This window comes from Streptomyces sp. NPDC005863, from assembly GCF_042871345.1.
In the GTDB taxonomy this organism is placed as follows: Bacteria; Actinomycetota; Actinomycetes; order Streptomycetales; family Streptomycetaceae; genus Streptomyces.
This window is the reverse complement of sequence record NZ_JBIAII010000014.1, coordinates 123,859-147,228: the sequence shown is the minus strand read 5'-3', so window position 1 is coordinate 147,228 and position 23,370 is coordinate 123,859. Positions and strand designations below refer to the sequence as shown.

The window sequence follows — 23,370 nt, the reverse complement described above, 5'->3', positions numbered from 1 at the left end:
TGCGGGTCAGGCCGCGAAGAAGTCCCCCAGGGCGGACACCAGTTCCTCCGGAGCCTGTTCGGCCACGTGGTGTCCGGAATCGATGCCGTGACCCCGCACGTCCGGCGCCCACCGCCGCCAGATCTCCAGCGGGTCGCCGTACAGGTCCTCCAGGTCGTCCCGGAGCGACCACAACGCCAGTGCCGGGCACTGGATCCGTACCCCCGCGGCGCGGTCCTCCTCCTCGTGCCGCCGGTCGACCGTGAGGCCCGCCCGGTAGTCCTCCAGCATCGCCCGCACCACGTCGGGGTCGCGCATGGCCGCGCGCCACTCGTCGTGGTTCTCCTGGCCCATGACGCGCGGATCGCCGCGGTACCAGCGGTCGGGGTCGGCGTTGATGACGCGCTCGGGGATGTCCGGCTGGGCGAAGAAGAACCAGTGCCACCACTGGGTGGCGAAGGTGGCCGTGATCCGGGACAGGTGCTCGGAGATGGGCAGGCAGTCGAGCAGCGCCACCCGCGCGACCACGTCCGGGTGGTCGAGCGCCAGCCGCAGGGCGACCGCGCCGCCGCGGTCGTGCCCGGCGAGCGCGAACCGGCTGTGGCCGAGGGAGCGCAGTACGGCGACGACGTCACCGGCGACGGCCCGCTTGGAGTGCCCGGTGTGGTCCGCGGTGGGTGCCGGGCCGGTGGAGCGGCCGTACCCCCGCAGGTCGGGGCAGACCACGGTGAAGCCGTGCCGCACGAGGAGGGGCGCGACGCGGTGCCAGGTCGCGGAGGTGCGGGGGTGCCCGTGCAGCAGCACCACGGGCGGGCCCTCCCCGCCGTGCCGTACGAAGATCGACGCGTCGTCGACCTCGATCCGCTCGGTCTCGAAGCCTTCGAACAAGGCCGGCACCCCACCCTCGTCGTCGTGTCGTCGCACCATCGGCCCGTGCGTGGTCGCTACGGGCGTTCGCCTGCCCCCATCCGGCCCTCCCGCACCGTCCGCCGCGACGTTTCTGCGGTGAACCTCGTCCGCCACTCGGGCCAACCACCGGTTCGCCCCCGCGCAGAGGGCAAATCTGGCGAGGTGATCAAGAACATCGCCCGCGGCCTCGCCGCGCTCAGCCTCACTCTGACCCCTCTCCTCGCCGCGCCGCCCGCACCGGCCGCCCCCGGGGCGCCGACCGAGACCACCACCCTCGCCGACGCCGTGCACCGCATCCCCGCCGCCGACGAGAACCGCGACGGCTACGCCCGCGCCCGCTTCAGGCACTGGAACGCCGGAGCGAAGGCCGACGGCTGCGACACCGGCGCCGAGGTGCTGATCGCCGAGGCCAGCGAGGCGCCCACCGTCCGCGGCCGCTGCCGGATCACCGGCGGCGAGTGGCTCTCGTACTTCGACGCCCAGGAGGTCGAGGGCACGCGCAAGCTGGACGTGGCCCACCTCGTGCCGCTCGCCGAGGCCTGGGACTCCGGCGCGTCCGAGTGGAGCGCGGCGCGCCGTGAGGCCTACGCCAACGACCTGGGCGCCCCGGCCTCCCTGGTGGCCGTCACCTCCCGTACCCACCGCGCCCGGGGCGCCAAGGACCCGTCGCACTGGCTGCCTCCCCAGCCCTCCGCGCACTGCCGCTACGTGTCGGAGTGGGTGGCCACCAAGCTCCGCTGGGACCTGGCCGCGGACCCCGCCGAGCTCGACGCGCTCGCGGTCTTCGGCTCCGGCCAGTGCAAGCGCACCGTCGTCAGGTACCAGGCCGTGCGCTGAGACGGTGACAAGACCGGTCCGCCGGGGCCGCGTTGACCCACACCGGGGAAGATGCGGATTTCCGGGGATGGACCGCGCTCTTCCGGATACTCGTAGGAGATGGTCTGGACACCGAAACGGCACGGAAAGCACGGCGGCGACGCACCGGAGGCCCACCCGGACGACGAGCGGGCGGGGGCGGCCGTCGGGCCCGATGAACAGGTGGAGCGGCAAGCCCCGGACTCCCCTTCGAAGCTGCCCAAACGCTCCTGGGGGGCCGTGCTCAAAGGCACCGTCAAAGAGTTCCAGGACGACGAACTCACCGACCGCGCCGGGGCGTTGACGTACTACGGGATCCTCTCGCTGTTCCCGGCGCTCCTTGCCCTCGTCTCGCTGCTCGGGATCGTCGGGCAGTCGGCGTCGCAGAAGGTCCTGGACGGCATCGAGGACCTCGCGCCCGGCTCGGTGCGGGACATTCTCAGCAGCGCCGTACGGCAGTTGCAGGGCAATGCCGGGACCGGCTCGGTCATGGCGGTCGTGGGTCTGCTGCTCGCGGTGTGGTCGGCGTCCGGCTACGTAGCGGCGTTCATCCGGAGCGCCAACGCCGTCTACGACATGCCGGAGGGCCGCCCGGTGTGGAAGGTGCTTCCGATAAGGCTCGGGGTGACCGTGATCCTGATGGTCCTTGCGGTCGTCAGCGCGCTGATCGTGGTGTTCACCGGCGGCCTCGCCAAGGAGGCCGGTGACCTGCTGGGGTTCGGCGACACGGCGCTCACGGTGTGGTCGATCGCGAAGTGGCCGGTGCTCCTGATCCTCGTCACGGTCATGATCGCGCTGCTGTACTGGGCCACGCCGAACGCGAAGGTCCGCGGCTTCCGCTGGATCACGCCGGGGAGTCTCCTGGCGCTGCTGATCTGGATGGTCTCCTCGGCCGGTTTCGCCTTGTACGTGGCCAACTTCGCCTCGTACAACAAGACGTACGGCACCTTCGCCGGCGTGATCGTCTTCCTGGTGTGGCTGTGGATCACCAATCTGGCGATCCTGCTCGGCCTCGAGTTCGACGCCGAGATGGCCCGCCAGCGCGCGGTCGCGGGCGGCCTCCCGCCCGACCAGGAACCGTACGTGGAGCCGCGCGACACCCGGGCGTGGGACGACGAGGACCGGGCCCGCCTCGATCCCTGAACGGGCCCGACGGAGGCCTTCAGCCGGACTTGCGGGCCACGCCGCCGTAGAAGCCGATCTCGCCGGACCGCTCCGGCGGCGTGCCGTCGGGGCGCCAGAACGGGACCTGCGCCAGGCCGGGCTCGACCAGCTCGAAGCCGTCGAAGAACCGCTCGACCTCGGCTCGGGCGCGCAGGTTCAGCGTGGCGGTGGCCTTGGTGTAGACGGCCTGGGCGTCGCTGCGGTCGGCGAAGTCGCCGGTGGCGTGCGAGAGGACGAGGAAGCTGCCGGCCGGGAGCGCGTCGCGCAGGGCGGCGACGATCCGGCCGGGCTGCTCGGCGTCGGTGAGGAAGTGCAGGACGGCGACGAGGAGCACGGCGACGGGCTCGTCGAAGTCGATGACCCGGCGCACGTCCGGGTGGCGCAGGACGGCGTCCGGGTCGCGCAGGTCGCCGAGGACGATGCTGGTCGCACCGGAGCCGCCGAGCAGCGCGTCGCCGTGCGTCTTCACGATGGGGTCGTTGTCGACGTACGCGACGCGCACGTCCGGGTCGATCTTCTGCGCGGTCTCGTGGACGTTCGGCGAGGTGGGCAGCCCGGTGCCGATGTCGAGGATCTGGCGCACGCCGCTGCCGACGACGTGGCGGACGGCGCGCTGCAGGAAGGCCCGGTTGGCTCGCACGCCGATCCGTACCTCGGGGGCCACGGCGGCGAGTTCGTCTGCGGCGCGCTGGTCGACCTCGTAGTGGTCCTTGCCGCCGAGCAGGTAGTCGTAGATCCGCGCGGGGTGCGGCCTGCTGGTATCTATCGCCCCGGCGGGAAGCCCGGAGGGACCGGAAAAGCCGTCCTGTCGCACGCGTCGCTCCTCTCGGCCGCCCCTATGACCCCTTGTCCGCGAGCGGCGGCCGCCAGCTTTTCATATCGGCTCCGCCGCGCGGGCTACCGGCACTCCGCCTCCGGGTCGGCGTGGACCGGATCGCTGATTTTGGCGCGGGCGGCTTCCAGTTGGGCGGCGAAGGCGATGCCGAGGAAGAGCGCCACGGCGGTCAGATTCGCCCACAGCAGCAGCGCGATGAACGCCGTGAGCGGCCCGTAGATGGCACCGAACGCCCCGCTCTCGCCCACGTAGAGGGCCAGCAGCCAGGTGGCCGCGACCCAGAGCGCCAGATGGACCGCCGAACCGAACGCGAGCCAGGTGTAGCCGGGTTGTACGCGACGCGGGGCCCTGCGCAGGATCACGGCCGACGCGATCCAGGCCAGCAGGAGACCGGCGGGTATCTCCAGCGCGCCCCACCGGCCGATGCCGCCGTGATGGTCCCCGGTGGTGCGCGCGACCGCGTCCCCCACGGCCGTACCGGCCACCATCACGACGAACCCGAGGACCATCGGCAGCCCGGCCGTGACGGACAGGACCAGGGCCCGGCCGTACTTCGCCGGGGCGGGCCTGTCGCGCTCGATGCCGTAGATGCGGTTCGCTCCCCGCTCGATCTGGCCCATGGCCGAGGCCAGGTTCAGCACCGCGAAGGCAAGGCCGAGCCAGAGCGCCACCGTGCTCCACAGGTCGCTGTCGGCGGTGCGCCGCGTACCCTCGAACGCCTTCTCCACGACCTCGGAACTGGCGCCCGGGACGATGCGGGCCAGCGTCAGTTCCACCACCCGGCCCACGCCCTCGGTGTGCACGCTGGTCGCAAGGCCCACCAGAACGACGGTGAACGGCACCAGGCCGAGCACCATCTGGAAGGCGAGGGCGCGGGCGTTGGTGAATCCGTCCGCGTAGCGGAACCGGCTGAAGGAATCGACCAGCAGGCGCAGCCCCCCGTAGTGGCGCAGTGCGGTGAAGGCTTCGTCACCGGAGAGTTCTTCTCCGATCATGTCCCGGGTCTGCGGGACGCGGACGGCGGTTCCCACGCGGGGCTGCTCCTCGGGTAGGCAGGGGCACGACTGTCCCTCTCCGCATGCCCCGCTCCCGCATTTCGCACGCCTGACCGACGCGAACGGCTCTGACCTCGTCTTTTGCGGGCCGGACCGGCCACCGGATGCGAACCGGGCCGGGCGCTGCAAGCCTGGTGTGGGGGGCAACGCAGAGAGGCAGGCACCCATGTCAGTCATGGACAAGCTCAAGCAGATGCTCGGGGGCCACGAGGACAAGGCCGGCAAGGGTATCGACAAGGCGGGCGACTTCGTCGACGGGAAGACGCAGGACAAGTACAGCGGCCAGGTCGACACCGCCCAGGACAAACTCAAGGACCAGTTCGGCCGGGACCAGGGCCAGCCCCCGCAGTCCTAGCGGGCCCAGTCCTAGCGGGCCAAGCCGGAAGCCGCCGCCCCGCACCGGAGTACTCCGGTGCGGGGCGGCGGCGGGCCGGGGAGCGCCGGGTCCTACTTGTTCGGGTCCCGGAAGCGGCCGAACGTCTTCGTGAGGCTGTTCAGGAGCGAGCCGTCCGTCTTCGGCGCCGCCGGCTTGAGCGGCCCCGGGATGCGTACCCCGCCTCCGCCCGTCGCCTCGGCGAGCGCCGCCTGCGCGGCCTCGGCCGCCTCCCGGTACAGGTCGCAGGAGTTCGTCATCGCCTCCAGCGCCTCGGCGTACCGGATGACCATGCCCTGGGCGTGCGCCAGCTCCTCCTCCGGGGTGAGAAGGTGCCAGCCCTGGCGCAGCCGCGCGATGGCCCGCTCGGCCTCCTCGTCCATCGGCCGCGGCAGCGCGGCGAACTCCCTGACCCGGTCGAGGAGTTCGGTCGGCTCCGAGCCGTCGAGGAAGACGCTGCGCACCGTGAAGCGGTCCGCGTCGTACTCCGGGAGTTTCGGTTCCGTGGGCAGCACGACGCCGCCGCCGCGCGGCATCCGCGCGCCGAGCTCCCGCTTCATCGCGAAGTCGACGATCTGCGCCTGCTCCGGAGTGCCCCGGTGCTCCACGATCTGGTGCCGCAGGCTGGGCGGCAGGTACACGGAGACGGGCTGCTGCCCCTTGGCGTCCGGCGTCATCGCCTCGTGCACCACGACGTGGATGAACCAGCTCTGCCGGATGCAGTCGCGCAGCCGGTGGCGCAGTTCGTCGTCGTCCTTCGGCAGCTGGTTCGCCGAGCGCAGGCGCACGCCCGGGACCGCGTCGTGGTCCCAGGGGATGCGGTCGCTGTCGGGCCAGAACATGGTGGCGGGCGAGGGCCAGCGCATGTCCCACGCGCCCTCCGCCTCGGCGGCGAGGATCCAGTTGACCCCCTCGCCGTCCTTGCGGCGGGTCCCGGGGTCGTACGTGATCAGCTGGGCGCGCACCGTGATGTCGTCGGCGACCCGCCAGCGGGCCTCGAAGAGGCGGCGCGCGGTCGGGCCCGGGTCGGCCGTCTCGTCCCGTGGGTACAGGACAGTGGAGCGGGCCGCCTCGACGGGGTCGAGGTCCAGGAAGTCGTCGAGCACCCCGGCCGCCTTGAGGGCGATCAGGTTGCGCCGGACGTCCTGCTCGGGTTCGGGTCCGAGATGGCTGCCGCGCGCGAGCCACACGGTGTCGGGGACAGTGGCGGTGGGGGTGCTGTTCTTGGTCATGGAGTCGTTCTGTGAGTGATCAGGGCCCGACCAGTATGGCTCGTACCCCTGTCAAAGGAAGCGGTACCGTCCCATTGACCTGCCCGTGATCGGCCCGTTCAGTCACAACACGCTTCTGACCAGCGGTGACGCGTATCAGGTGGGAGAAACACCCGTTCCCGGGGCGAGGGACCGGCACCGGGAGCCCCGACGCCGGCGCCCCGCCTCACGTCCGGCGGCGAGCGTTGTACGCGTCGGCGGCCGTCTCGTTCATCGCGCTCCCCCACGCCTGGAACCTGCCGCTCACGGCGCCGTGGGGCGGTTCGACGTCCGCCCCGCGCCGCATGCCCCGCCTGCCGCCGGGCGCCCCGGGCAGCAGGCGCGCCAGGACGCCGTTGAGCCGGGTCGTGGCCGTCGGCGCCACCCCGTGGGCCAGGTCCGCGGCACGGGCCAGGGGCGTCAGGACCAGCCGGGTGCGGCGGCGGACCACAGCCTTGACGATGCGCTCGGCCGCACGCTGCGCGTTCATCGAGACGACGGGCGCGCCCGCGGCGGCGGAGAACCAGCCGTACTCGCTGCCGCGGTCCCCGCCGAACTGCGCGTGCAGGTGCGAGCCGGTGCGCATCAGCCCGGGATAGACCGCGGTGACGCTCACCCCGGTGGGGCCCGCCTCGGCGTTCAGCCCCTCGGCCAGGATGCCGGTCGCGGCCTTGGCGCTCGCGTAGGGCAGCAGATGCGGGACGCCCAGCAGGCCGCCCACCGACGAGATCAGCCCGAGGCGGCCGCCCCACTCGCTCTCCCGGAGGTACGGGAGCGCCTCCAGGGAGGTGTGCACGGCCCCCATGAACAGGGTGTCCATGGCATCCCGGAACTCGGCGGCCCCGATGGCCTCGACCAGGGCCACCTGGATGATCCCGGCGTTGGCGATGACGAGGTCGGGGCCGCCGCAGCTGTCGTGGGCGGCCTTGAACATGTGGTGGACGGACTCCTGGTCCCGTACGTCGCACACCGCCGTGTGGATGTCGACGTCGGGGTTGCGGTGCCGCAGCTTCTGCTGCGCGGCGGCGAGTTCGTCGGCGTCGCGGGCGGCGACGACCACCGTGGCGCCCCGGGCGGCGAGCCGGTCGGCCATGAGGAGGCCGAGGCCCCGGGAGCCGCCGGTGACCAGTGCGGTCGCTCCGGTGAGTGACTCGGTGGAGTGCGGCATGATCGTCTGACGTCCCTTCCGCTCAGGGCCTGAGCAGCGTCTTGATCATCCCGTCTTCCTTGTCCTGGAACATCCGGTACGCCTCGGGGGCGTCCTCCAGCGACATGTGGTGGGTGGCGAAGCCGTCGACGCCGAGCGGGTCCTCGTCCGTGAGGAGCGGCAGGATGTCGTCCACCCAGTTCTTCACGTTGGCCTGGCCCATGCGCAGCTGGATCTGCTTGTCGAACATCGTCAGGACCGGCATCGGGTCGATCGCGCCGCCGTAGACGCCGATGACGGAGACCGTGCCCCCGCGCCGGACGATGTCGATCGCCGAGTAGAGGGCGTTGAGCCGGTCGACGGCGACCCGGTCCATGAGCTTCTCGGCCAGCGCGTCGGGCAGCAGGCCCACGCCCCACTGGGCGGCCTTGGCCACCGGCGCGCCGTGCGCCTCCATGCCCACGGCGTCGATGACGGCGTCCGTGCCGCGGCCGTCGGTCAGGTCCCGGATGACGTCCCCGAGGTCCTTGCCGTGCCGGCGCAGGTCGAGCGCCTTGACGCCGTCCGCGTGGGCGCGGCTCAGCCGTTCGGGCACCAGGTCGACGCCCACGACGAGGCTCGCGCCCCGGTGCAGCGCGATGCGGGCGGCCATGGCGCCGATCGGGCCGAGGCCCAGGACGGTCACGGTGCCGCCCTGCGGGATGTCGGCGTACTCCACGGCCTGCCAGGCGGTCGGCAGCACGTCGGAGAGGAAGACGAAGCGGTCGTCCGCCGGGCCCGAGGGCACCTTGATGGGCAGCGTGTTGCCGAACGGCACCCGCAGGAACTCCGCCTGGCCGCCGGGGACCTGGCCGTAGAGCTTGCTGAACCCGAAGAGCGCGGCGCCCGATCCGCGCTCCTTGACCTGGGTGGTCTCGCACTGCGACTGCAGGCCCCGGTCGCACATGAAGCAGTGCCCGCAGGAGATGTTGAACGGCACGACGACCCGGTCGCCCACGGAGAGCTCGGTGACGTCCGCGCCGACCTCTTCCACGATGCCCATGGGTTCGTGGCCGAGGATGTCGCCCGGGTCGAGGTAGGGGCCGAGCACCTCGTACAGATGCAGGTCGGATCCGCAGATACCGCTGGACGTCACCCGCACGATGATGTCGGTGGCGTCCTTCAGTTGCGGATCGGGGACGGTGTCCACGCGGACGTCTCGCTTGCCGTGCCAGGTGAGTGCACGCATCTCGGGTGTTCCTTCCGTAGCTGTGGCGCCGGACTCGTCACGGGTGTCCCCCGAGTGGGCCGCCATGCATGGTCGTGGCGGACAGCGTGAAATCGGGCGGTGTCACGCCCTGGCCTGCCAGTGGCGGTGTCACGCCCCTGGCCCGCGCCCATGGCGGTCCTACGCCCCTGGCCCGCCGCTTCCGAAGGAGCCGCTGGAGCCCGGCTTCCAGCGCCGCGGGTCCTGGTCGTCGCTGCGCTTGTCGCCCGGGTGCATGTTCTCCGGCCGCAGCCGCTCGCTCTCGTCGTGGGCGTGCGGCACCTCGTCCGGCTCGCGCATCTCCCGGATCTCGTGGACGGGACCGGACTCGGGCATCTTGGGCTGCTCGTCCGCGCGCGGCGGCGCTGACTCGCGCTGGCGGACCCGCTTGCCGAGCCAGAAGGCCCACAGCAGCGCGCCCACGAGGATCAGTCCGCCGATGAAGGCGCCGATCGCCCCGAGTTCCGCACCGGAAGCAGCCAGGACGTACAGTTCGCCGCTTGCCATGATCATGAGATTCGACTACCCGAAATATAAGCGACAAAAACCCCAAAACGGATTGGAATAAACTGGTCCATACCGTTTCATGGCGCGCGCTCGCGCACGGGAGCGATCACGGAGACCATGAGGAGACCCGCGCGCGGACCTGCCCGCGTGCTGCCCGGGTGACGTCGTCGAGAGGAAGAGCCTCATGAGCGTGCCTGTCCCGCCCGACCCCGACACCCGCCCCGCACCGACGCCCGGTCCCGGCCCGGGCGGACCGCCCCCGCGCCCCGGGCCGGGCCCCGTCCCTACCCCCGGCCCCGATCCCACGCCGGACCCGGGCCCCGAGCCCTCCCCGTTCCCCACCTCTTCCCCCTCCCCCTGACCCGCCACGATGACGGACCCGCGGGCCTCCCCGGCGGCAGTACGGCACGGATACCCCAGGACGGTACGAAGATGAACAGCCACGGAGCAGTCGCACGCGAGGTCACGGCCACGGATTCGGTCCATGGCGCGCCCTGCTGGGTGAGTCTGACCGCACGCGACCTGCCGACCGCGGAGCGGTTCTACGAGGCGGTGCTCGGCTGGACGTGGCGCGAGGGCAGGCTGGGCGACCAGTACCGGTTCGCGAGCGTGAACGGGGTGCCCGTCGCGGGCGTCTCCGCCATGGACAGCCTCGGGCAGATGACCGTCGCCTGGACCCCCTACTTCGCCGTGGCGAGCGCGAACGAGACGGTCTCCCGCAGCCACGAGCGCGGCGGGACGACGGCCGTGGGCCCGATCTCCTTCCCGCCGGGCCGGGCGGCGCTGCTGGCCGACCGGGACGGCGCGGTCTTCGGCATCTGGGAGGGCGAGCTGGTGGTCGGCTGGGAGAAGTGGCGCGCCGCGGCGCCGACCTTCGCCGAGCTGCACACCCGTAACGCCTTCGACGCGGCCATCTTCTACGGCGAGGTGCTGCGCTGGGCGACCTCGGAGCCGGGCGCGTGCGAGGTCGACTACGAGGACGAGGAGGTCGTCCTGCGCAGCATGGGGGACGTGGTGGCCCGCATCCACTCCGGCGCGGTGGACTCCGCGCCCGACCCCACGATCCGCCCGCGCTGGCAGATCCATTTCACGGTCGCCGACGTGGACGCCTGCGCCAGCGCCGCGCGCGCCCACGGCGGCAGCGTCCTGCTCCGCGACGAGGGCTCGGCCGAGGCGGTCCTGAGGGACCCGGACGGGGCGCTCTTCGTGGTGAACGCGCGGTAGGTGAGCTGCGTAGGCCGGTGAGCCGCGCGGGCCGGTGAGCGGAACGGACCGGCCCGGGATGCGCCGGGCCGCTCTCCGGGGTGCCATGGGGAGAGGCCAAGAGTCCCCGCGGTGACACGGGGAGTGACGGGAAAGGGTGGCACCGGCATGGCGCGTCCAGTGTGGAGCGGAACCGTGACCTTCGGCCTCGTGTCGCTGCCCGTCCAGATGTTCACCGCCACGGACAGCCACACCATCCGCTTCCACCAGCTGCAGCGCGGTACGTCCGATCGGGTCCGCAACAAACGGGTGAACGAGCGGACCGGCGAGGAGGTCCCCTACGACGAGATCGTCAAGGCGTACGACGCCGGTGACGAGTACGTCCTGGTGGAACCGGACGAGCTGGACGACATCGCGCCCGGCCGCTCCAAGTCGGTGGAGATCACCGGCTTCGTCGACCTGGCGGACGTCGAGCCGATCTTCTTCGACAAGACGTACTACCTCGGTCCGAAGGGCAAGGAGTACACCAAGATCTACGCCTTGCTGGAGAAGGCCCTCTCCGAGGCGGACCGGGCCGGCATCGCCACCTTCGTGATGCGCAACCACCAGTACCTCGTCGCGTTGCGGGCCGAGGACGGGCTGCTGACGCTGCACACCCTGCACTGGGCGGACGAGATCCGTGACCCGCGCAAGGAGATCGACGATCTGCCGAAGCAGACGAAGGTCACCGACCGCGAGCTGAAGATGGCGCGGCAGCTCGTGGACACCCTGCACATCGAGTGGAACCCCGAGGAGTTCCACGACACCTACCAGGAGCAGGTGGCCGCGCTCATCGAGGCCAAACGGACCGGTGAGTCGGTCGAGAAGGCGGAGCCCCCGGCCGAGTCCACGAACGTCGTCGACCTCATGGACGCGTTGCAGGCGAGCGTCGACCGGGCGAAGAAGCCGTCGGGCGGCGGCAAGAAGAACGACAGCAAGAGCGGTGACAGCAAGAGGGACGGTGGCAAGAAGGACAGCGGCAAGAAGGCGTCCTCCGACGACGTCAGGCCGCCCACGCACATCAGTGACGCCGCCGCCAAGCGCCGGGCCAGGGGCGGCGGTTCCAAGGGCCGCAAGAAGAGCGCGCAAGGGCGGTCGCTCGACACGCTCACCAAGGCCGAGCTCTACGAACGGGCCACCGAGGCCGGGGTTCCTGGCCGCTCCGGCATGAACCGGGACGAGCTCGTCGACGCCCTGCGCGACGGACGGCGGCACAAGGCCACGTCCTGAGGCCCGAGGCGACCCGCGCTCAGGCTCTCACCACGCGAATTCAGGCTCTCACCACTCGATGTGCTCCACGGCCGCGACCTCCGCGTCCATGTTGCGCCGCATCATCCGCAGTGCCGCGTCCGCCAGTTCGGCGTCGATGGACGCGACGGCGTCCTCGGCGACGACCACGTCCAGATGCCGGATGTGGGCGTCCAGCGCCGAGTAGAGCACGCACTGCTCGGTGACCTGGCCGCACAGGATCACGCGCCGCACGCCCAGCTGGGACAGGAGGTACGACAGGGGCGTCTCGTAGAAGATCGAGTGCCGCGCCTTGACCACGAACAGGGAGTCGCCGTCGGGCCGGATCGGCTCGATCAGGTCGGCGTGCGGGCCCGACAGCGCGGTGTCGACGAGCTCCCCGTGGTGCGAGCGCCACTCGCCGAAGTTGTCGTTGGCGTAGATCACCGGGATCTCCGCGGCCCTGGCCCGTTTCAGCAGCCCGACCATGGGCGACACGATCTCGCGGACGGCGGGCAGGAGCACGTCCGCGTCCTCGTGTTCGTACGTGTTGATCATGTCGATGACGATGACCGCGCTCTCGCTCGCGCCTTTCTCGCTCATGCCGTTTTCGCTCATGCCTCTATGGTCACTCCGTTCACGCCGCCAGGCGCTCCAGCCTCCGGGACGCCGGGCCCACCCCGCGCGCCCGGCGGGCGAGCCCCGACCAGGGGTCGGTGTCGAGCCGGTCGCCGAGGTCGGTCACCGTCCAGCGGCGGGCCGTCAGCTCCGGCGCGTCCAGCTCGTCCCAGGCCAGCGGTACGGCGACGGGGGCGCCGGGCTTGGTCCGTACGGCGAACGGGGCGACCGCGGTCTGGGCGTATCCGTTGCGCGCGACGTCCAGGTAAAGGCGTCCCTTGCGGGCGTCCTTGCGCGGCTCGGTCGTCAGCTCCTTCGGGTACCGGGACGCCAGCACGTCCGCGGCGGCACGGGCGAAGGCGAGGACGTCGTCGACGTCGTCGCGCCGGTTCAGCGGTACGACGACGTGCAGGCCGCGTGAGCCGGTGGTCATCAGGCCCGAGGCCAGCTCCAGCTCGTCGAGCAGCGTGCGCAGGCGGTGGGCAGCGCTCCGTACCCCCTCGAAGTCGTCGCCGGACGGGTCGAGGTCGAACACCAGGCGGTCGGGACGGCGCGGCCGGTCCGCGCGGCTCAGCCAGCGGTGCGGGGTGATGCAGGCCTGGCTCGCGAGATACACCAGGGTCGCCGTGTCGTCGCACAGCACGTGCGTGACCTCGCCGTCCTCCTTGGCCACCGACGCGCGGTGGATCCAGTCGGGGAAGTAGTCGGAGATCTCCTTCTGGTAGAAGCGGCTCCCGTCGATCCCGTCCGGCATCCGCTCCAGCATCAGCGGCCTGCCGCGCAGCTCGGGCAGCATGCGCGGTGCCACGCGCCGGTAGTACTCGGCGAGGTCGGCCTTGGTGATGCCGTCCCCGGGGAACAGCTCCTTGTCGGCCCGCTTCATCTCGACCGTGCGTCGGCCGACCCGCAGCTCCTGGGTGGGGCTCATGCGGCCGTCTCCTTCGTGCCGGTGGTGTCCGTGGTCGTCCCGGGCGTGGTCCGCCCCTCGCTCAGCGCTCCTCCAGCCGGGCGAAGACGCTGTCGTCGAGCCGTGCGAGCAGGTCGGCCGGGTCCCGGTAGACCGCCTCCGCGCCCGCCTCCGTCAGCTCGGCCCGCGGGATGCCGCCGGACAGCAGCGCCACGGGACGGACCCCGGCGCGCACCGCGGCCTGCATGTCCCAGACCGTGTCCCCGACGAACACCGCGTCGTCGGCGGCCACCTCGGCCAGCTCCAGCGCCCGGTGGACCGGGTCGGGTGCCGGTTTGCCGTCGGCCACGTCGTCCGCGCTCGCCGTCCCCACGATCACCTCGTCCGCGTCGATCGCGCGGCGCAGCGCGTCGAGCTCCCGGCCGCCCGCGGAGGTGGCGAGGACGGTGCGCCAGCCCCGGCCCGCCAGCGCGTGCAGCAGGTCGTGCGCGCCGTCGAGGGGCGCCAGACGATCGGAGTAGGCGCCGTACAGCGCCTTGTGGGCGGAGCTGATCTGCTCGTCCTGGTCCGTGTCCCTGTCCTCGCCGAGCAGGTGCTCGATGAGGTCGGTCGAGCCGAGGCCGATGGACCGGTGGATGGCGTGCGTGGAGACCCGGTGGCCGGCCTGGCGGAACGCCTCCCACCAGGTCGTCACGTGCAGGTGATTGGTGTCGACGAGCGTCCCGTCGACGTCGAAGAGCGCCGCGCGGCCGGCGCGCCGGGCGCTCACGAGCCGCTCCGGAGCCGGGGCAGGACGCTGGTCCGGTAGAAGTCGAAGAAGCCCTGCTGGTCGGGTCCGATCTGGTTGACGTACACCTCGTCGAATCCCGCCTCGGCGTAGGCGCGTACCGCTTTCACATGCTCCTCCACGTCGTCGCCGCAGGTCACGGCGGAGCTGATCATGTCCCGTGTGACCAGCTCGCTCGCCTGCTCGAAGTGTTTCGGTGTCGGCAGGAGCTGTCCCAGCTCTCCCGGCAGATGGTCGGTCGGCCACAGCCGGTGCGCCGTGTCGACGGCCTGCTCACGGTCGGGGCCCCAGCACACCTTGAGCCCTCCGATCACCGGCTTGCCCCCGCCGCCCGCCCTGCGGAACTGTTCCACCAGGTCGCTGTCGGGCGTCATCGTCACGAAGCCGTCCCCGATCCGGCCGGCCAGTGCGGCGGCCCGTGGGCCGAAGCCGGAGACGTGGATCGGTACCGGCTCGTCCGGGACGGTGTAGAGCCGGGCGTTCTCCACGGTGTAGTGGCGGCCGCGGTGGGTGACCTGTTCGCCCGTGAAGAGCTGCCGGATGACCTGGACGGCCTCCTCCAGCATCTCCATCCGCACCTCGGCGTCGGGCCAGCGGTCGCCCAGCACGTGTTCGTTGAGCGCCTCGCCGGTGCCCACGCCGAACCGGAACCGGCCCTGGGTCAGCACGGCGGAGGTCGCCGCGGCCTGCGCGTTGACCGCGGGGTGCATACGGATGGTGGGGCAGGTGACCAGCGTCGTCACCGGCAGCGAGCAGGCCTGCGAGAGCGCGCCGATCATCGACCACACGAAGGGGCTCTGGCCCTGCTCGTCGTTCCAGGGGTGGTAGTGGTCGGAGATGGCGAGCATCTCGAACCCGGCCTGCTCGGCCGCCCTGGCCTGTGCGAGCAGCTCGGCGGGGCCGAACTCCTCGCACGACAGGAAGTATCCGTAGACGGTCATCGCGCGTGGCGCTCCTTCATATGGGTCCGTGGGGCCATATGGGTCCGTGGGGATCCCTTTCACAGGTTCACGTAATCCCTTTCACAGGTTCACGTACTGCGCGGCGCGCCACACACCGGGCGGACCCGATGGGTGAACGGCGGCCGCGCGCTCGCAGGCAGCGGGTACCCCCACGTCCCTCGCGTCACACGGGGCGGCGCTTCTTCCGATGCGCGCAGGTCAGGGGCGCCAGGGCTGGGCGTATCCCTCGCGCAGCGGTCCCCCGTACAGATCGAGCACCTGCCCGGCCGCGGCGGCCAGCGGTGCGGGGTCGGCGTGCGCGGCGACGGCCTGGTGACCGTCCAGCAGGGCCCGGCCGCGCACCGGGTCCGCGGCGAGGAGCCGCCGGGGCAGCCACTTGCCGATGCCGGTCCAGGCGCGGTGGTGAGCGGTGAGCAGGTGCGCGGCCTCACGCAGGGTGAAGTCGGCGAGGACGAGCTGTTCGTACGGCTCATCCGGCGGGGTGTCCACCAGGTCGTCCAGGTAGCAGGTGAGGCTGTAACGGCCCCGCTCCCGTTCCGCGGGGAGCAGCGGGGGCGGTCCGGCGGCGAGCACGGCCCTGGCCTGTTCGCGGGTACGGGCGAGGTGACCGTGCGGGTCCATCAGGGTCAGCCCCTGGTCGTAGACGAACAGTACGGTGCCGCGGCGGCGGGCGCGGTCCCAGGCGAAGAACTCCGGGATGTCCGCGACGGTGTTGAGGAACAGTTCCACCAACCGGCCTTCGTGGCGGATCACTTCCCGTCGGCTCGTGTCCGTGTCCGGCAGGAGTACGGCCACGTCGAGGTCGCTCGTCGGCGTGGCGCGCCCCTGGGCCGCCGAGCCGCCGAGCGTGGCGCCCACGGCGTGCGGAAAGAGGGTGGTGACCAGGCGGAGCGCCTGAGCGGCGGGGCTTTCTCGGTCAGTCATGGGCACCCATCGTGCCAACGGCCGCGGAGCCGTCGAGGGCCGCGGGCGGGATCTTCAGGTTCGGTACGTCGTGATCGCCGTGCGGACGAACGAGCGGACCAGGGGGTTGGTGTCGGCCGCGCTCCACGCCACCACCGCGCGGCTCGGCTCCATGTCGGTCAGCGGCACCACCGTGAGCCCCTGTGCCGGCTCGTCGTCCAGGAGCGTCATGCCGACCGTGCCGTTCCACCGGACCGCCTCCCGGCACTCCTGCACCGCCCGCACCACCGGACCCGTACGAGGCTGTCCGCCGTTCCAGTACGACTGCCAACGGGGGTCGGTGCCCTCCGGGAACACGAACCAGCGGCGGTCGGCCACGTCGGCCAGCGTCAGGGTGGCGCGGCCCGCCAGCGGGTCGTCGGCGCGCAGCAGCGCCCCCACCGGGTCGGCGCGCAGTTCGCGCACGGTCAGGCCGGTCTCGTCGAACGGCCCCCGGGTCAGCGAGACGTCGACCGACCCCGCGTGCAGACCGCAGGTGGGGTCGGTCAGGTCGGTCTCGCGGATCCGCACCTCCACGTCCGGGTGCCGCCGGCGATAGGCGTCGGCCAGCCGGGCCGCGTGCCGGTCGGCGCCCCCGGCGAGCAGGCCGACGGTGAGGGTCGCGGTACCGGCCGCGGCGCTCACCCGTACCCGGGCCCGGTCGGCGCGGTCGAGCAGGTCGCGCGCCTCGTCCAGCAGGACGGCGCCCACAGCGGTGAGCGCGACGCCGGCGGAGGAGCGGTCGAAGAGCGTGGCGCCGAGCTCGGCCTCCAGCCGCTTGATCGCCCGGCTCAGCGGCGGCTGGCTCATGTGCAGCCGGGTGGCCGCTCTGCCGAAGTGCAGTTCCTCGGCGACCGCCACGAAGTACTGCAGCACACGGAGCTCCATGCCGCCACGATACCGATGCGGTATCGAGGGCACGGAAGAGGTCTTGGACGGGGGCCCGGCACCCGCGCTGGAATCAAGGACATGAGCGACGAAGTCAGCACCACGGCCGATGGAGCCACCAAGACCGACGCAGCGCCGCCCGCCGACCCCGCCGTGTCCGTCGTCGGGCCTGACGACGGCGAGAGGATCGTGCTCGGCACCACCCTCATGCGCGTCCTGGAGGACGGCAGCAACACCGGGCACCGGCTGGGAATGGCCGAGTCCGTGATCGCGCCGCACACGTCGGGGCCGCCCCAACACCGGCACGCCCAGCACGACGAGGGCTTCTACGTCATCGCCGGTACAGTGCGGTTCACCGTCGGCGAAACGGATCACGACGCCTCACCGGGCACACTCGTGATGGTCCCGGCCGGCGCCCCGCACACGTTCGCCAACGTGACGGATCAACCGGCCGTGATGCTCAGCACGTTCACGCCGGACCTGTACGTCCAGTACTTCCGGGAGCTGCGCGACTCGCTGTCCGAAGGGCGGCCCCTGACCCCCGAGGCGAACATCGAGGCGATGAGCCGCTTCGCCACCGAGCCCGCCGCAGGTGTCCGACCTTCTTCGTGACGCCCCGCAGACCGCCCGTCCGTACCCGGCAACGCCGTTGGGGCGGCCCCTGGACAGGGGCCGCCCCAACGGCGTCTCGCGTTCTAGCGTTCTCGCGGTCTCGCGCTCAGTGCTTGCCGATGTCCTTGGTCTTCTCCTTCGCCTGCCGCGCGTCGCCCTTCATCTGCTGCGCACGGCCCTTGGCGGTGAGACTTTCGTTGCCCACGGCCCGGCCGGCCGCCTCTGCTGCGGCGCCGCTGGCCTGCTCGCCCTTGGCCTTCGCCTTCTCGTTGGCGCTCATGGTCCGCTCACGCTCCTTGGCATCGACATCATGTGCTGTTCGTTCGTGTGGCCACTCAACCGCCCGGCAAACATGGCGGATCGCATCCGAAATCGGCGGGTGTAGTCGACTGTTTCGCGGGTAACCGGCGCCCAACGGGGAACATCAGCCAAGCTCGAATCGAAAGGGCGGGACTCAATGATCACCGTGACGGCGCGGGAACAGGCCCAGACCACCAGGGCCGGGGAAGATCTCGTCGAGCGCGCGTACACGGACCCCTCCTCCATCGCGCCCAAGGACGCGCGAGAGGTCGGCAAGCGGTTGTTCGACCGCCTGACCCACCTCGAGGAAGGCACGCACGAGTATCAGTACGTTCGCAACTGCTTGATCGAGATGAACCTCTCACTCGTGCAGTACGCGGCCTCCCGGTTCAAGCACCGGGGCCAGCAGGAGATGGAGGACATAGTCCAGGTCGGCACCATCGGCCTGATCAAGGCGATCGACCGGTTCGAACTGACCCGCGAGGTCGAGTTCACGTCGTTCGCCGTCCCGTACATCACCGGTGAGATCAAGCGGTTCTTCCGCGACACCTCCTGGGCCGTCCATGTGCCGCGCCGGCTGCAGGAAGCCCGTATCGAGCTCTCCAAGGCCACCGAGGAGCTGCGCACCCGCCTGGGCCGCATGCCGTCCACGGCCGAGCTCGCGGAGCTCATGCAGCTGGAGCCGGCCGAGGTCACGGAGGCGATGAAGGCGTCCAACGGCTACAACGCCGTCTCGCTGGACGCCGCGGTCAACAGCGCGGACGACGAGTCCGACACGATGCTGGCCGACTTCATCGGCATCGACGAGGAGTCCTTCGAACTCGTCGAGAACTTCCACTCCCTCGCCCCGCTCATCGCGGAGCTCGACGAGCGGGACCGCATGCTGATCCACCTCCGCTTCGTCGAGGAGCAGACCCAGCAGCAGATCGCCGATGTCCTCGGCTGCTCGCAGATGCACGTCTCGCGGCTCATCTCCCGCATGGTGGGCAAGCTCCGTGCCGGCCTGCTGACCACCGAGTGACCCACCCGCCCCGCAGAAACTGAGCGCTGCCCCCGTGCCGAGCGGTACGGGGGCAGCTTCATGCCCGCGCACGGACCCGCGCGGACGCCCCGGCCGCACAGAGCTGCTTCCTCCCTGTTTCAACGTGTTTGTTGTGGTTACCTGTCGTGCTCCGGCCACGACTCGCGGGGCCGGGCACGGAGAGGGCAGTCGGAGCGCGTGGTGAATCGGGTACGGAGCGGGTGGACGTGGCTGGCGCGGGCGTGGGGTTCGTCCGGGCACGAACGCAACACGGTTCTTCTGGTGGCAAAGAGCGTGCTGGCCGCGACGCTGGCGTGGTGGATCGCGCAGGATCTCCTGCACGCGAAGTCGCCCGCGTTCGCGCCGTTCTCCGCGGTCCTGACGATGAACGTCACGATCCACCGCTCGGTGTATCAGACGCTGCGCTACATCGCCGCGGTCGTCCTCGGGGTGGCGGTGCAGGCGGCGATCGGCTTCACGGCGGGCCCCGACCTGTTCGCCTTCGTCGTGGTCGCCGCCATCGCGCTGGCGCTCGGCCAGTGGTCGGCGCTCGGCGAACAGCGGTCGCAGATCGGCACGGCGGCGTTCTTCGCCTTCTCCACCTACGCGGCGGCCACGACCAACGGCGACCGGGCCCTGCAACTCGGGCAGATCATCCTGCTCGTCGGCATCGGCTGCGGCATCGGCCTGATCGTCAACCTGTGCATCGCTCCCCCGCTGCGCTACCGCAGCGCCGAACAGGGCCTGCACAAGCTCGCCGCCGAGATGGAGTCCCTCCTCGACGACATGGCCGACGGCCTGGGCAGCGGCGACATCGACGCCGAGCGCGCCGAGCAGTGGCGTGCGGCGGGGGCACGCGCCCAGTCCGCCGTCGGGCAGGCCCGCGCCGGCCTGGACGCGGCGGAGAGCAGCCTGCCCTTCAACCCGCGCCGGCTGCTGCCCAAGCACCGCGGCTATCTCACCTTCAGCCGCTACCGCCAGTCCCTGGAGGCCCTGGAGCGCGCGGTCTACCAGCTGGCCTCGCTCACCCGGAGCCTCAGCCGCTGGCAGGACACCGAGGACACCTACTCGTACGCCCCCGTCCTGGAGGCCTACGCCGACTTCGCCGGCACGCTGCGCGACATCGCCCACGTCGTCGCGGAGATCGACAGCGACACCCTCTCCGAACAGGCGGAGCAGATGTGCGGCCTGGCCAACACCGCCCAGGAGGCCCTGCAGAAGGTGCTGACCGCGGCGCGCGACCAGGACCTGCCGCTGGCCAACGCCTCCCGCCCGTACGGCGTCCTCGTCGTCGAGGCCACCCGTCTGATGGAGGAGTTCCAGAACACCTGCGACGTCCTCCAGGACACCGCCGACGAGTGACGGTCAGGGGCCTGCCGGTGCCGCGGGGCGGACGGTGAGTATCTGCTGGGCGTATCCCACCTGCCCCGTCACGTCGTGCAGGACGGTGCTGGTGATGCCCTGGCCGGTGGGGCCGAAGGTGACGGTGGTGTCGAGTCCCGTCCACCGGCCCGTGGGCTGCCGGTGCAGGTGGAGGGTGAGGTCGACGTTGGGGAACATCCAGGCGGTCGGCGGCTGTCGTACGGCGATGCCGTTCGCGGTGTCGACGAGTGCGACGTAGGAGGCGAGCGGGCCCGCCTGCTCCCCGGCGACCAGGTCGAGCGGGGTGGAGATCCACGCCGTCGTACGGCCCGGTTGCGGCGCTCCCACCGGCCGGACGTCCACGGACGCGACGTACCCGCCGGGCCAGACGTCGTCCATCGCCCACGGCGCGAGCGTCTCGGGCGCGGGCAGCGGGTCCGCGCCGCCGCCGGCCACGGCGGTGGTGTCGCCGGCGGCGAGCAGCCAGGCGCGGGCGCGTACGACGGGCCGGCTGGCGATGAGGGCGACGGCCTCGACGAGTTCGATGGTGCGGCCGGGCCGGACGGTCTCCACCCGGATCTCGCACTCGTCGAGGGCGAGCCGGCCGAGGATGTCGAAGCTGATCCGGGAGAGCAGCAGGCCGGTGTCCGGCCGCGCGGCGCGGTCGCGCTCGATGGCGTGCACGAGGAGGCCGCCGAGCGGGCTGAAGTGCTGCTCGTCGGTGCTCCAGGCGCCGCTCGCGTGCGCGGTGGGCTTGTAGCGGTGCTCGTCGATGGGCTGGAAATAGCTGCCGGTGTTCAAGGGGTGCGTACCTCCGGTGGAACGGTGTGACTCGGGTGTCAGTGAATCAAGCCGGACGTCAGTGCGTGAAGACGGTGCTGGCCAGGACGACGTGCACGGTCGTGCCGGCGAGGATGCTCAACAGGGCGTTCCTGCGCCACAGATGCAGTCCTGCGGTGACCGCGAGGGCCGCGACCGGAGCCATGGCGCGCGGCTGGGTGAGGGGGGTGTCGCGCAGGCAGTAGACGACCAGGATCACCATGACGCCCGCGGGCATGCGGGTGCTGAGGTACCGCACGGTGGGGCTTGAGCGCAGCGGGGCGAGGGCGGCGAACGGCAGTGCGCGCAGGGCCCAGGTGACGGCGGCGGCGACGAGGACGGCGGCGACGGCGTAGCCGGTGTCAGACATGGGCGGGCCTCTTGGCGGTGGTGCGGTGGCGGGCCAGGAGTCCCGCGGCGAACAGGGCGAAGGCGGCCAGGAGCATCTCGCCGGGGAAGAGGAGCCGGGCGGCCAGGGCGCTGCCGAGCGCGAGGAGCGGCGTGGGGAGGTCGCCGCGCAGGTCGCGCACGGCGTCCAGGGCGAGGACGGTGAACAGGGCGGTCAGGGCGAAGTCCAGGCCGGTGACGCCGTCCGGGATCAGGGAGCCGAGCAGCGCTCCCGCGGTGGCGCTGCCCGCCCAGTACAGGTGCATGAAGAACTGCATCCACACGATGCGCCGGCCGGACCGGCTCCTGGCCTGCTCGGACGCGGTCAGCGCGTACGCCTCGTCGGTGAGCGCGAAGGTGCTGTACGTCTTGGCGAACCGCCCCTGGACCCGGTGGAGCGGGAAGGACAGGGCGTAGAAGATGTGCCGGGCGTTCACGAGGAAGGCGGCCACGGCGACGGAGGTCAGCGGCGCGCAGGCGGCGACCATGCCGATCAGCAGGAACTCGAACGAGCCGCCGTAGATGAGCGCGGACGACAGCGCCGCCCACCACCAGTCGAGCCCGGACTGGATGACGAGTGCGCCGAAAGCGAGGCCGAGCGGGAGCATGCCGAGGCCCACCGACGCGCAGTCGCCGAGGGCGGCGCGGGCCTCGCCCGCCGTCCGGGGTTCACATCGGGTGGGTGCGGCCTCGACGGCGGCAGCGGTGGTGCTTATTCGCATGCCGACATTTTATTAAAGAAGCCGCCTCATTTGGTTGCCGATAGTGACCTTATGATCTCTGTATGAGCAATGAAGTCAGCCTCGATGCCACGGACCACGAAATTTTGTTTCACCTCCGTCGTGACGGGCGGTTGTCGAACGTCGAGTTGGCCAAGCGGGTGGGGCTGACCCCTCCCCCGTGTCTGCGCAGGATCAAGCGCCTGGAGGAGGCGGGGGTGATCGCCGGATACCGGGCCGTCGTCGACCCGGTGGCGCTGGGCCGCGAGTTGGAGGTCCTCATCGACGTGGAGATCTACGCGCAGGACCGCAAGACGGTCACCGCGTTCGAGAAGACGGTGTCCTCGTACGAGGAGGTCATCGAGTTCCGGCGGATGTACGGGCGCCCCGACTACTTCCTGCGCGTCGCCGTCTCCGACCACGCCACCTACGAGGCGTTCCTCACCGACAAGCTCAGCGGTCTGCCCGCCGTCCTGCGCCTGGAGTCGCACCTCACGATGAAGAAGATCAAGGACGACAGCTGACGTGCCCGTCCCCGGGGCCCGCCCCCAGGAGCGCGGCCGTATCGGTGGGATGACCGATGTGCGGGGGCCGGGTACGTCGACATAGTCCTCGGGAGATCGTTCCGCGGGCGGCCGCGCCGTGCCCGGCCCGCCCGGTTTTCGAAAGGACCCTTCTGTGGACACGTATGCGGATCTGGTGTTCGTCGGCGGCCAGGTGGTCACCGTCGACGCGGAGTTCTCCGTCACCTCGGCCCTGGCGGTGACCGGCGGGGTCATCGTCGCCGTCGGCGTGCAGGAGGACGTCGCGCCGCTCATCGGGCCCGGCACCCGCGTCGTCGACCTGCGGGGCGCGACGCTCCTTCCCGGCATCAACGACTCCCATCTGCACGGATGCGCCTACGGGATGGCGTCGCCGCCGCTCTCCGTCGACCTCGGCCACCCCGCCGTGGCGTCGATCGCGGAGGTGGCGGGGGCGGTGCGCGATACGGTCGGGCGCGCTCCGCGCGGGCAGTCGAGGGCGGGGTGGCCCAGTGCCTGTTCGCCGCGGACGGCCGGTACCTGGGCATGCTGAACGTCAGCACCAGGCGGCCCCGGCGCACACCCGACCCGGCGCGCGCGGTGGTCACCCTGCTCACCGAGTCCCTCGCCGCGACCCTCGCCCCCCGGACGGCCGGGCCGTGCGCCGCCGCCCCCCCCCCCCCCCCCCGCCGGGGCCGCGCCCCCGGGCCCCCCCCCCGGGCGCGGCCCGCGCCCC

The 23,370-nt window shown here is 71.6% G+C and carries 27 protein-coding genes; 10 read left to right on the top strand and 17 right to left on the bottom strand.

Annotated features, from left to right (window positions below; all coding sequences use genetic code 11):
• Positions 1–6: 6 nt before the first annotated feature.
• On the bottom strand, positions 7–867 hold the full coding sequence (locus ACFYO9_RS34660; protein ID WP_358779302.1) for an alpha/beta hydrolase: 861 nt from the start codon (positions 865–867) through the stop codon (positions 7–9).
• Between the two features lie 183 nt (positions 868–1,050).
• Between ACFYO9_RS34660 and ACFYO9_RS34655 the strand changes: the two genes are divergently transcribed.
• Positions 1,051–1,725, top strand: coding sequence for an HNH endonuclease family protein (locus ACFYO9_RS34655; protein WP_358779285.1), 675 nt, complete (start codon positions 1,051–1,053; stop codon positions 1,723–1,725).
• 99 nt (positions 1,726–1,824) lie between these two features.
• The gene (locus ACFYO9_RS34650; RefSeq protein ID WP_358779284.1) at positions 1,825–2,886 is read left to right on the top strand and encodes a YihY/virulence factor BrkB family protein; all 1,062 of its coding nucleotides are present in this window, start codon (positions 1,825–1,827) and stop codon (positions 2,884–2,886) included.
• Between the two features lie 19 nt (positions 2,887–2,905).
• Here the strand turns inward: ACFYO9_RS34650 and ACFYO9_RS34645 are convergent, their stop codons facing one another.
• Positions 2,906–3,721: an SAM-dependent methyltransferase gene (locus tag ACFYO9_RS34645; protein WP_358779283.1), complete on the bottom strand. Its 816-nt coding sequence runs from the start codon at positions 3,719–3,721 to the stop codon at positions 2,906–2,908.
• A gap of 83 nt (positions 3,722–3,804) precedes the next feature.
• Entirely contained in the window at positions 3,805–4,773 is a 969-nt protein-coding gene (locus ACFYO9_RS34640; RefSeq protein ID WP_358779282.1) for a YihY/virulence factor BrkB family protein, read from the bottom strand.
• A gap of 190 nt (positions 4,774–4,963) precedes the next feature.
• Here ACFYO9_RS34640 and ACFYO9_RS34635 point away from each other — a divergent pair, with 190 nt between their 5' ends.
• Positions 4,964–5,152 carry an antitoxin gene (locus ACFYO9_RS34635; protein ID WP_355815198.1) on the top strand — a complete coding sequence of 63 codons (189 nt, stop codon included), beginning with the start codon at positions 4,964–4,966 and terminating at the stop codon, positions 5,150–5,152.
• 92 nt (positions 5,153–5,244) lie between these two features.
• Here ACFYO9_RS34635 and ACFYO9_RS34630 read toward each other — a convergent pair whose 3' ends face one another.
• The 4 genes from ACFYO9_RS34630 to ACFYO9_RS34615 form a co-directional block, all read right to left on the bottom strand.
• Positions 5,245–6,402 (bottom strand): hypothetical protein, encoded by a 1,158-nt coding sequence (locus ACFYO9_RS34630; protein ID WP_358779339.1) that lies wholly within the window; start codon positions 6,400–6,402, stop codon positions 5,245–5,247.
• Between the two features lie 205 nt (positions 6,403–6,607).
• Positions 6,608–7,588, bottom strand: a complete 981-nt coding sequence (locus tag ACFYO9_RS34625) for an SDR family NAD(P)-dependent oxidoreductase (protein ID WP_358779338.1) — start codon at positions 7,586–7,588, stop codon at positions 6,608–6,610.
• 22 nt (positions 7,589–7,610) lie between these two features.
• The gene (locus ACFYO9_RS34620) at positions 7,611–8,795 is read right to left on the bottom strand and encodes a zinc-dependent alcohol dehydrogenase (RefSeq protein WP_358707873.1); all 1,185 of its coding nucleotides are present in this window, start codon (positions 8,793–8,795) and stop codon (positions 7,611–7,613) included.
• A gap of 159 nt (positions 8,796–8,954) precedes the next feature.
• Positions 8,955–9,320: a DUF6479 family protein gene (locus ACFYO9_RS34615; protein WP_355815190.1), complete on the bottom strand. Its 366-nt coding sequence runs from the start codon at positions 9,318–9,320 to the stop codon at positions 8,955–8,957.
• Positions 9,321–9,752: 432 nt separating this feature from the next.
• Here ACFYO9_RS34615 and ACFYO9_RS34610 point away from each other — a divergent pair, with 432 nt between their 5' ends.
• Positions 9,753–10,544, top strand: coding sequence for a VOC family protein (locus ACFYO9_RS34610; RefSeq protein WP_355815188.1), 792 nt, complete (start codon positions 9,753–9,755; stop codon positions 10,542–10,544).
• 147 nt (positions 10,545–10,691) lie between these two features.
• On the top strand, positions 10,692–11,792 hold the full coding sequence (locus tag ACFYO9_RS34605; RefSeq protein WP_358779337.1) for a Ku protein: 1,101 nt from the start codon (positions 10,692–10,694) through the stop codon (positions 11,790–11,792).
• Between the two features lie 48 nt (positions 11,793–11,840).
• On the opposite strand, the gene ACFYO9_RS34600 is transcribed toward ACFYO9_RS34605, so the two are convergent.
• The 6 genes from ACFYO9_RS34600 to ACFYO9_RS34575 all read right to left on the bottom strand — a co-directional run bounded on the left by ACFYO9_RS34600 (position 11,841) and on the right by ACFYO9_RS34575 (position 16,893).
• Positions 11,841–12,407 carry an isochorismatase family cysteine hydrolase gene (locus ACFYO9_RS34600; RefSeq protein WP_358779336.1) on the bottom strand — a complete coding sequence of 189 codons (567 nt, stop codon included), beginning with the start codon at positions 12,405–12,407 and terminating at the stop codon, positions 11,841–11,843.
• Positions 12,408–12,426: 19 nt separating this feature from the next.
• Positions 12,427–13,335: a non-homologous end-joining DNA ligase gene (gene ligD, locus ACFYO9_RS34595; RefSeq protein WP_358779335.1), complete on the bottom strand. Its 909-nt coding sequence runs from the start codon at positions 13,333–13,335 to the stop codon at positions 12,427–12,429.
• Between the two features lie 61 nt (positions 13,336–13,396).
• Positions 13,397–14,083 carry an HAD family hydrolase gene (locus tag ACFYO9_RS34590; protein WP_358779334.1) on the bottom strand — a complete coding sequence of 229 codons (687 nt, stop codon included), beginning with the start codon at positions 14,081–14,083 and terminating at the stop codon, positions 13,397–13,399.
• Positions 14,080–15,042, bottom strand: coding sequence for an LLM class F420-dependent oxidoreductase (locus tag ACFYO9_RS34585; RefSeq protein WP_358779333.1), 963 nt, complete (start codon positions 15,040–15,042; stop codon positions 14,080–14,082). The genes ACFYO9_RS34590 and ACFYO9_RS34585 overlap by 4 nt, the downstream gene beginning before the upstream one ends.
• Positions 15,043–15,261: 219 nt before the next feature.
• The gene (locus ACFYO9_RS34580; RefSeq protein WP_358779332.1) at positions 15,262–15,987 is read right to left on the bottom strand and encodes a nucleotidyltransferase domain-containing protein; all 726 of its coding nucleotides are present in this window, start codon (positions 15,985–15,987) and stop codon (positions 15,262–15,264) included.
• A 54-nt stretch (positions 15,988–16,041) separates the two neighbouring features.
• Entirely contained in the window at positions 16,042–16,893 is an 852-nt protein-coding gene (locus ACFYO9_RS34575) for a LysR substrate-binding domain-containing protein (protein WP_358779331.1), read from the bottom strand.
• Between the two features lie 81 nt (positions 16,894–16,974).
• On the opposite strand from ACFYO9_RS34575, the gene ACFYO9_RS34570 reads away from it, so the two are divergent.
• Positions 16,975–17,505, top strand: coding sequence for a cupin domain-containing protein (locus ACFYO9_RS34570; RefSeq protein ID WP_358779330.1), 531 nt, complete (start codon positions 16,975–16,977; stop codon positions 17,503–17,505).
• A 106-nt stretch (positions 17,506–17,611) separates the two neighbouring features.
• On the opposite strand, the gene ACFYO9_RS34565 is transcribed toward ACFYO9_RS34570, so the two are convergent.
• A complete protein-coding gene (locus tag ACFYO9_RS34565) occupies positions 17,612–17,785 on the bottom strand; it encodes a CsbD family protein (RefSeq protein WP_355815163.1) in 174 nt (57 codons plus the stop codon).
• Positions 17,786–17,962: 177 nt separating this feature from the next.
• Between ACFYO9_RS34565 and ACFYO9_RS34560 the strand changes: the two genes are divergently transcribed.
• Together ACFYO9_RS34560 and ACFYO9_RS34555 are read left to right on the top strand one after the other, a co-directional pair.
• On the top strand, positions 17,963–18,826 hold the full coding sequence (locus ACFYO9_RS34560) for a SigB/SigF/SigG family RNA polymerase sigma factor (RefSeq protein ID WP_355815160.1): 864 nt from the start codon (positions 17,963–17,965) through the stop codon (positions 18,824–18,826).
• A gap of 282 nt (positions 18,827–19,108) precedes the next feature.
• Positions 19,109–20,188 carry an aromatic acid exporter family protein gene (locus ACFYO9_RS34555; RefSeq protein WP_355815157.1) on the top strand — a complete coding sequence of 360 codons (1,080 nt, stop codon included), beginning with the start codon at positions 19,109–19,111 and terminating at the stop codon, positions 20,186–20,188.
• A 3-nt stretch (positions 20,189–20,191) separates the two neighbouring features.
• Here the strand turns inward: ACFYO9_RS34555 and ACFYO9_RS34550 are convergent, their stop codons facing one another.
• From ACFYO9_RS34550 to ACFYO9_RS34540, 3 genes are read right to left on the bottom strand one after another with little or no spacing between them, the layout of a single operon-like run.
• On the bottom strand, positions 20,192–20,989 hold the full coding sequence (locus tag ACFYO9_RS34550; RefSeq protein WP_355815154.1) for a thioesterase family protein: 798 nt from the start codon (positions 20,987–20,989) through the stop codon (positions 20,192–20,194).
• Between the two features lie 58 nt (positions 20,990–21,047).
• Positions 21,048–21,377 carry an AzlD domain-containing protein gene (locus tag ACFYO9_RS34545; RefSeq protein WP_355815152.1) on the bottom strand — a complete coding sequence of 110 codons (330 nt, stop codon included), beginning with the start codon at positions 21,375–21,377 and terminating at the stop codon, positions 21,048–21,050.
• Entirely contained in the window at positions 21,370–22,002 is a 633-nt protein-coding gene (locus ACFYO9_RS34540) for an AzlC family ABC transporter permease (RefSeq protein WP_355815300.1), read from the bottom strand. The genes ACFYO9_RS34545 and ACFYO9_RS34540 overlap by 8 nt, the downstream gene beginning before the upstream one ends.
• 176 nt (positions 22,003–22,178) lie before the next feature.
• Between ACFYO9_RS34540 and ACFYO9_RS34535 the strand changes: the two genes are divergently transcribed.
• Both ACFYO9_RS34535 and ACFYO9_RS34530 read left to right on the top strand, forming a co-directional pair.
• Entirely contained in the window at positions 22,179–22,637 is a 459-nt protein-coding gene (locus ACFYO9_RS34535; protein WP_355815149.1) for an Lrp/AsnC family transcriptional regulator, read from the top strand.
• 154 nt (positions 22,638–22,791) lie between these two features.
• Positions 22,792–23,187, top strand: coding sequence for an amidohydrolase family protein (locus tag ACFYO9_RS34530; RefSeq protein WP_355815146.1), 396 nt, complete (start codon positions 22,792–22,794; stop codon positions 23,185–23,187).
• Positions 23,188–23,370 lie beyond the last annotated feature (183 nt).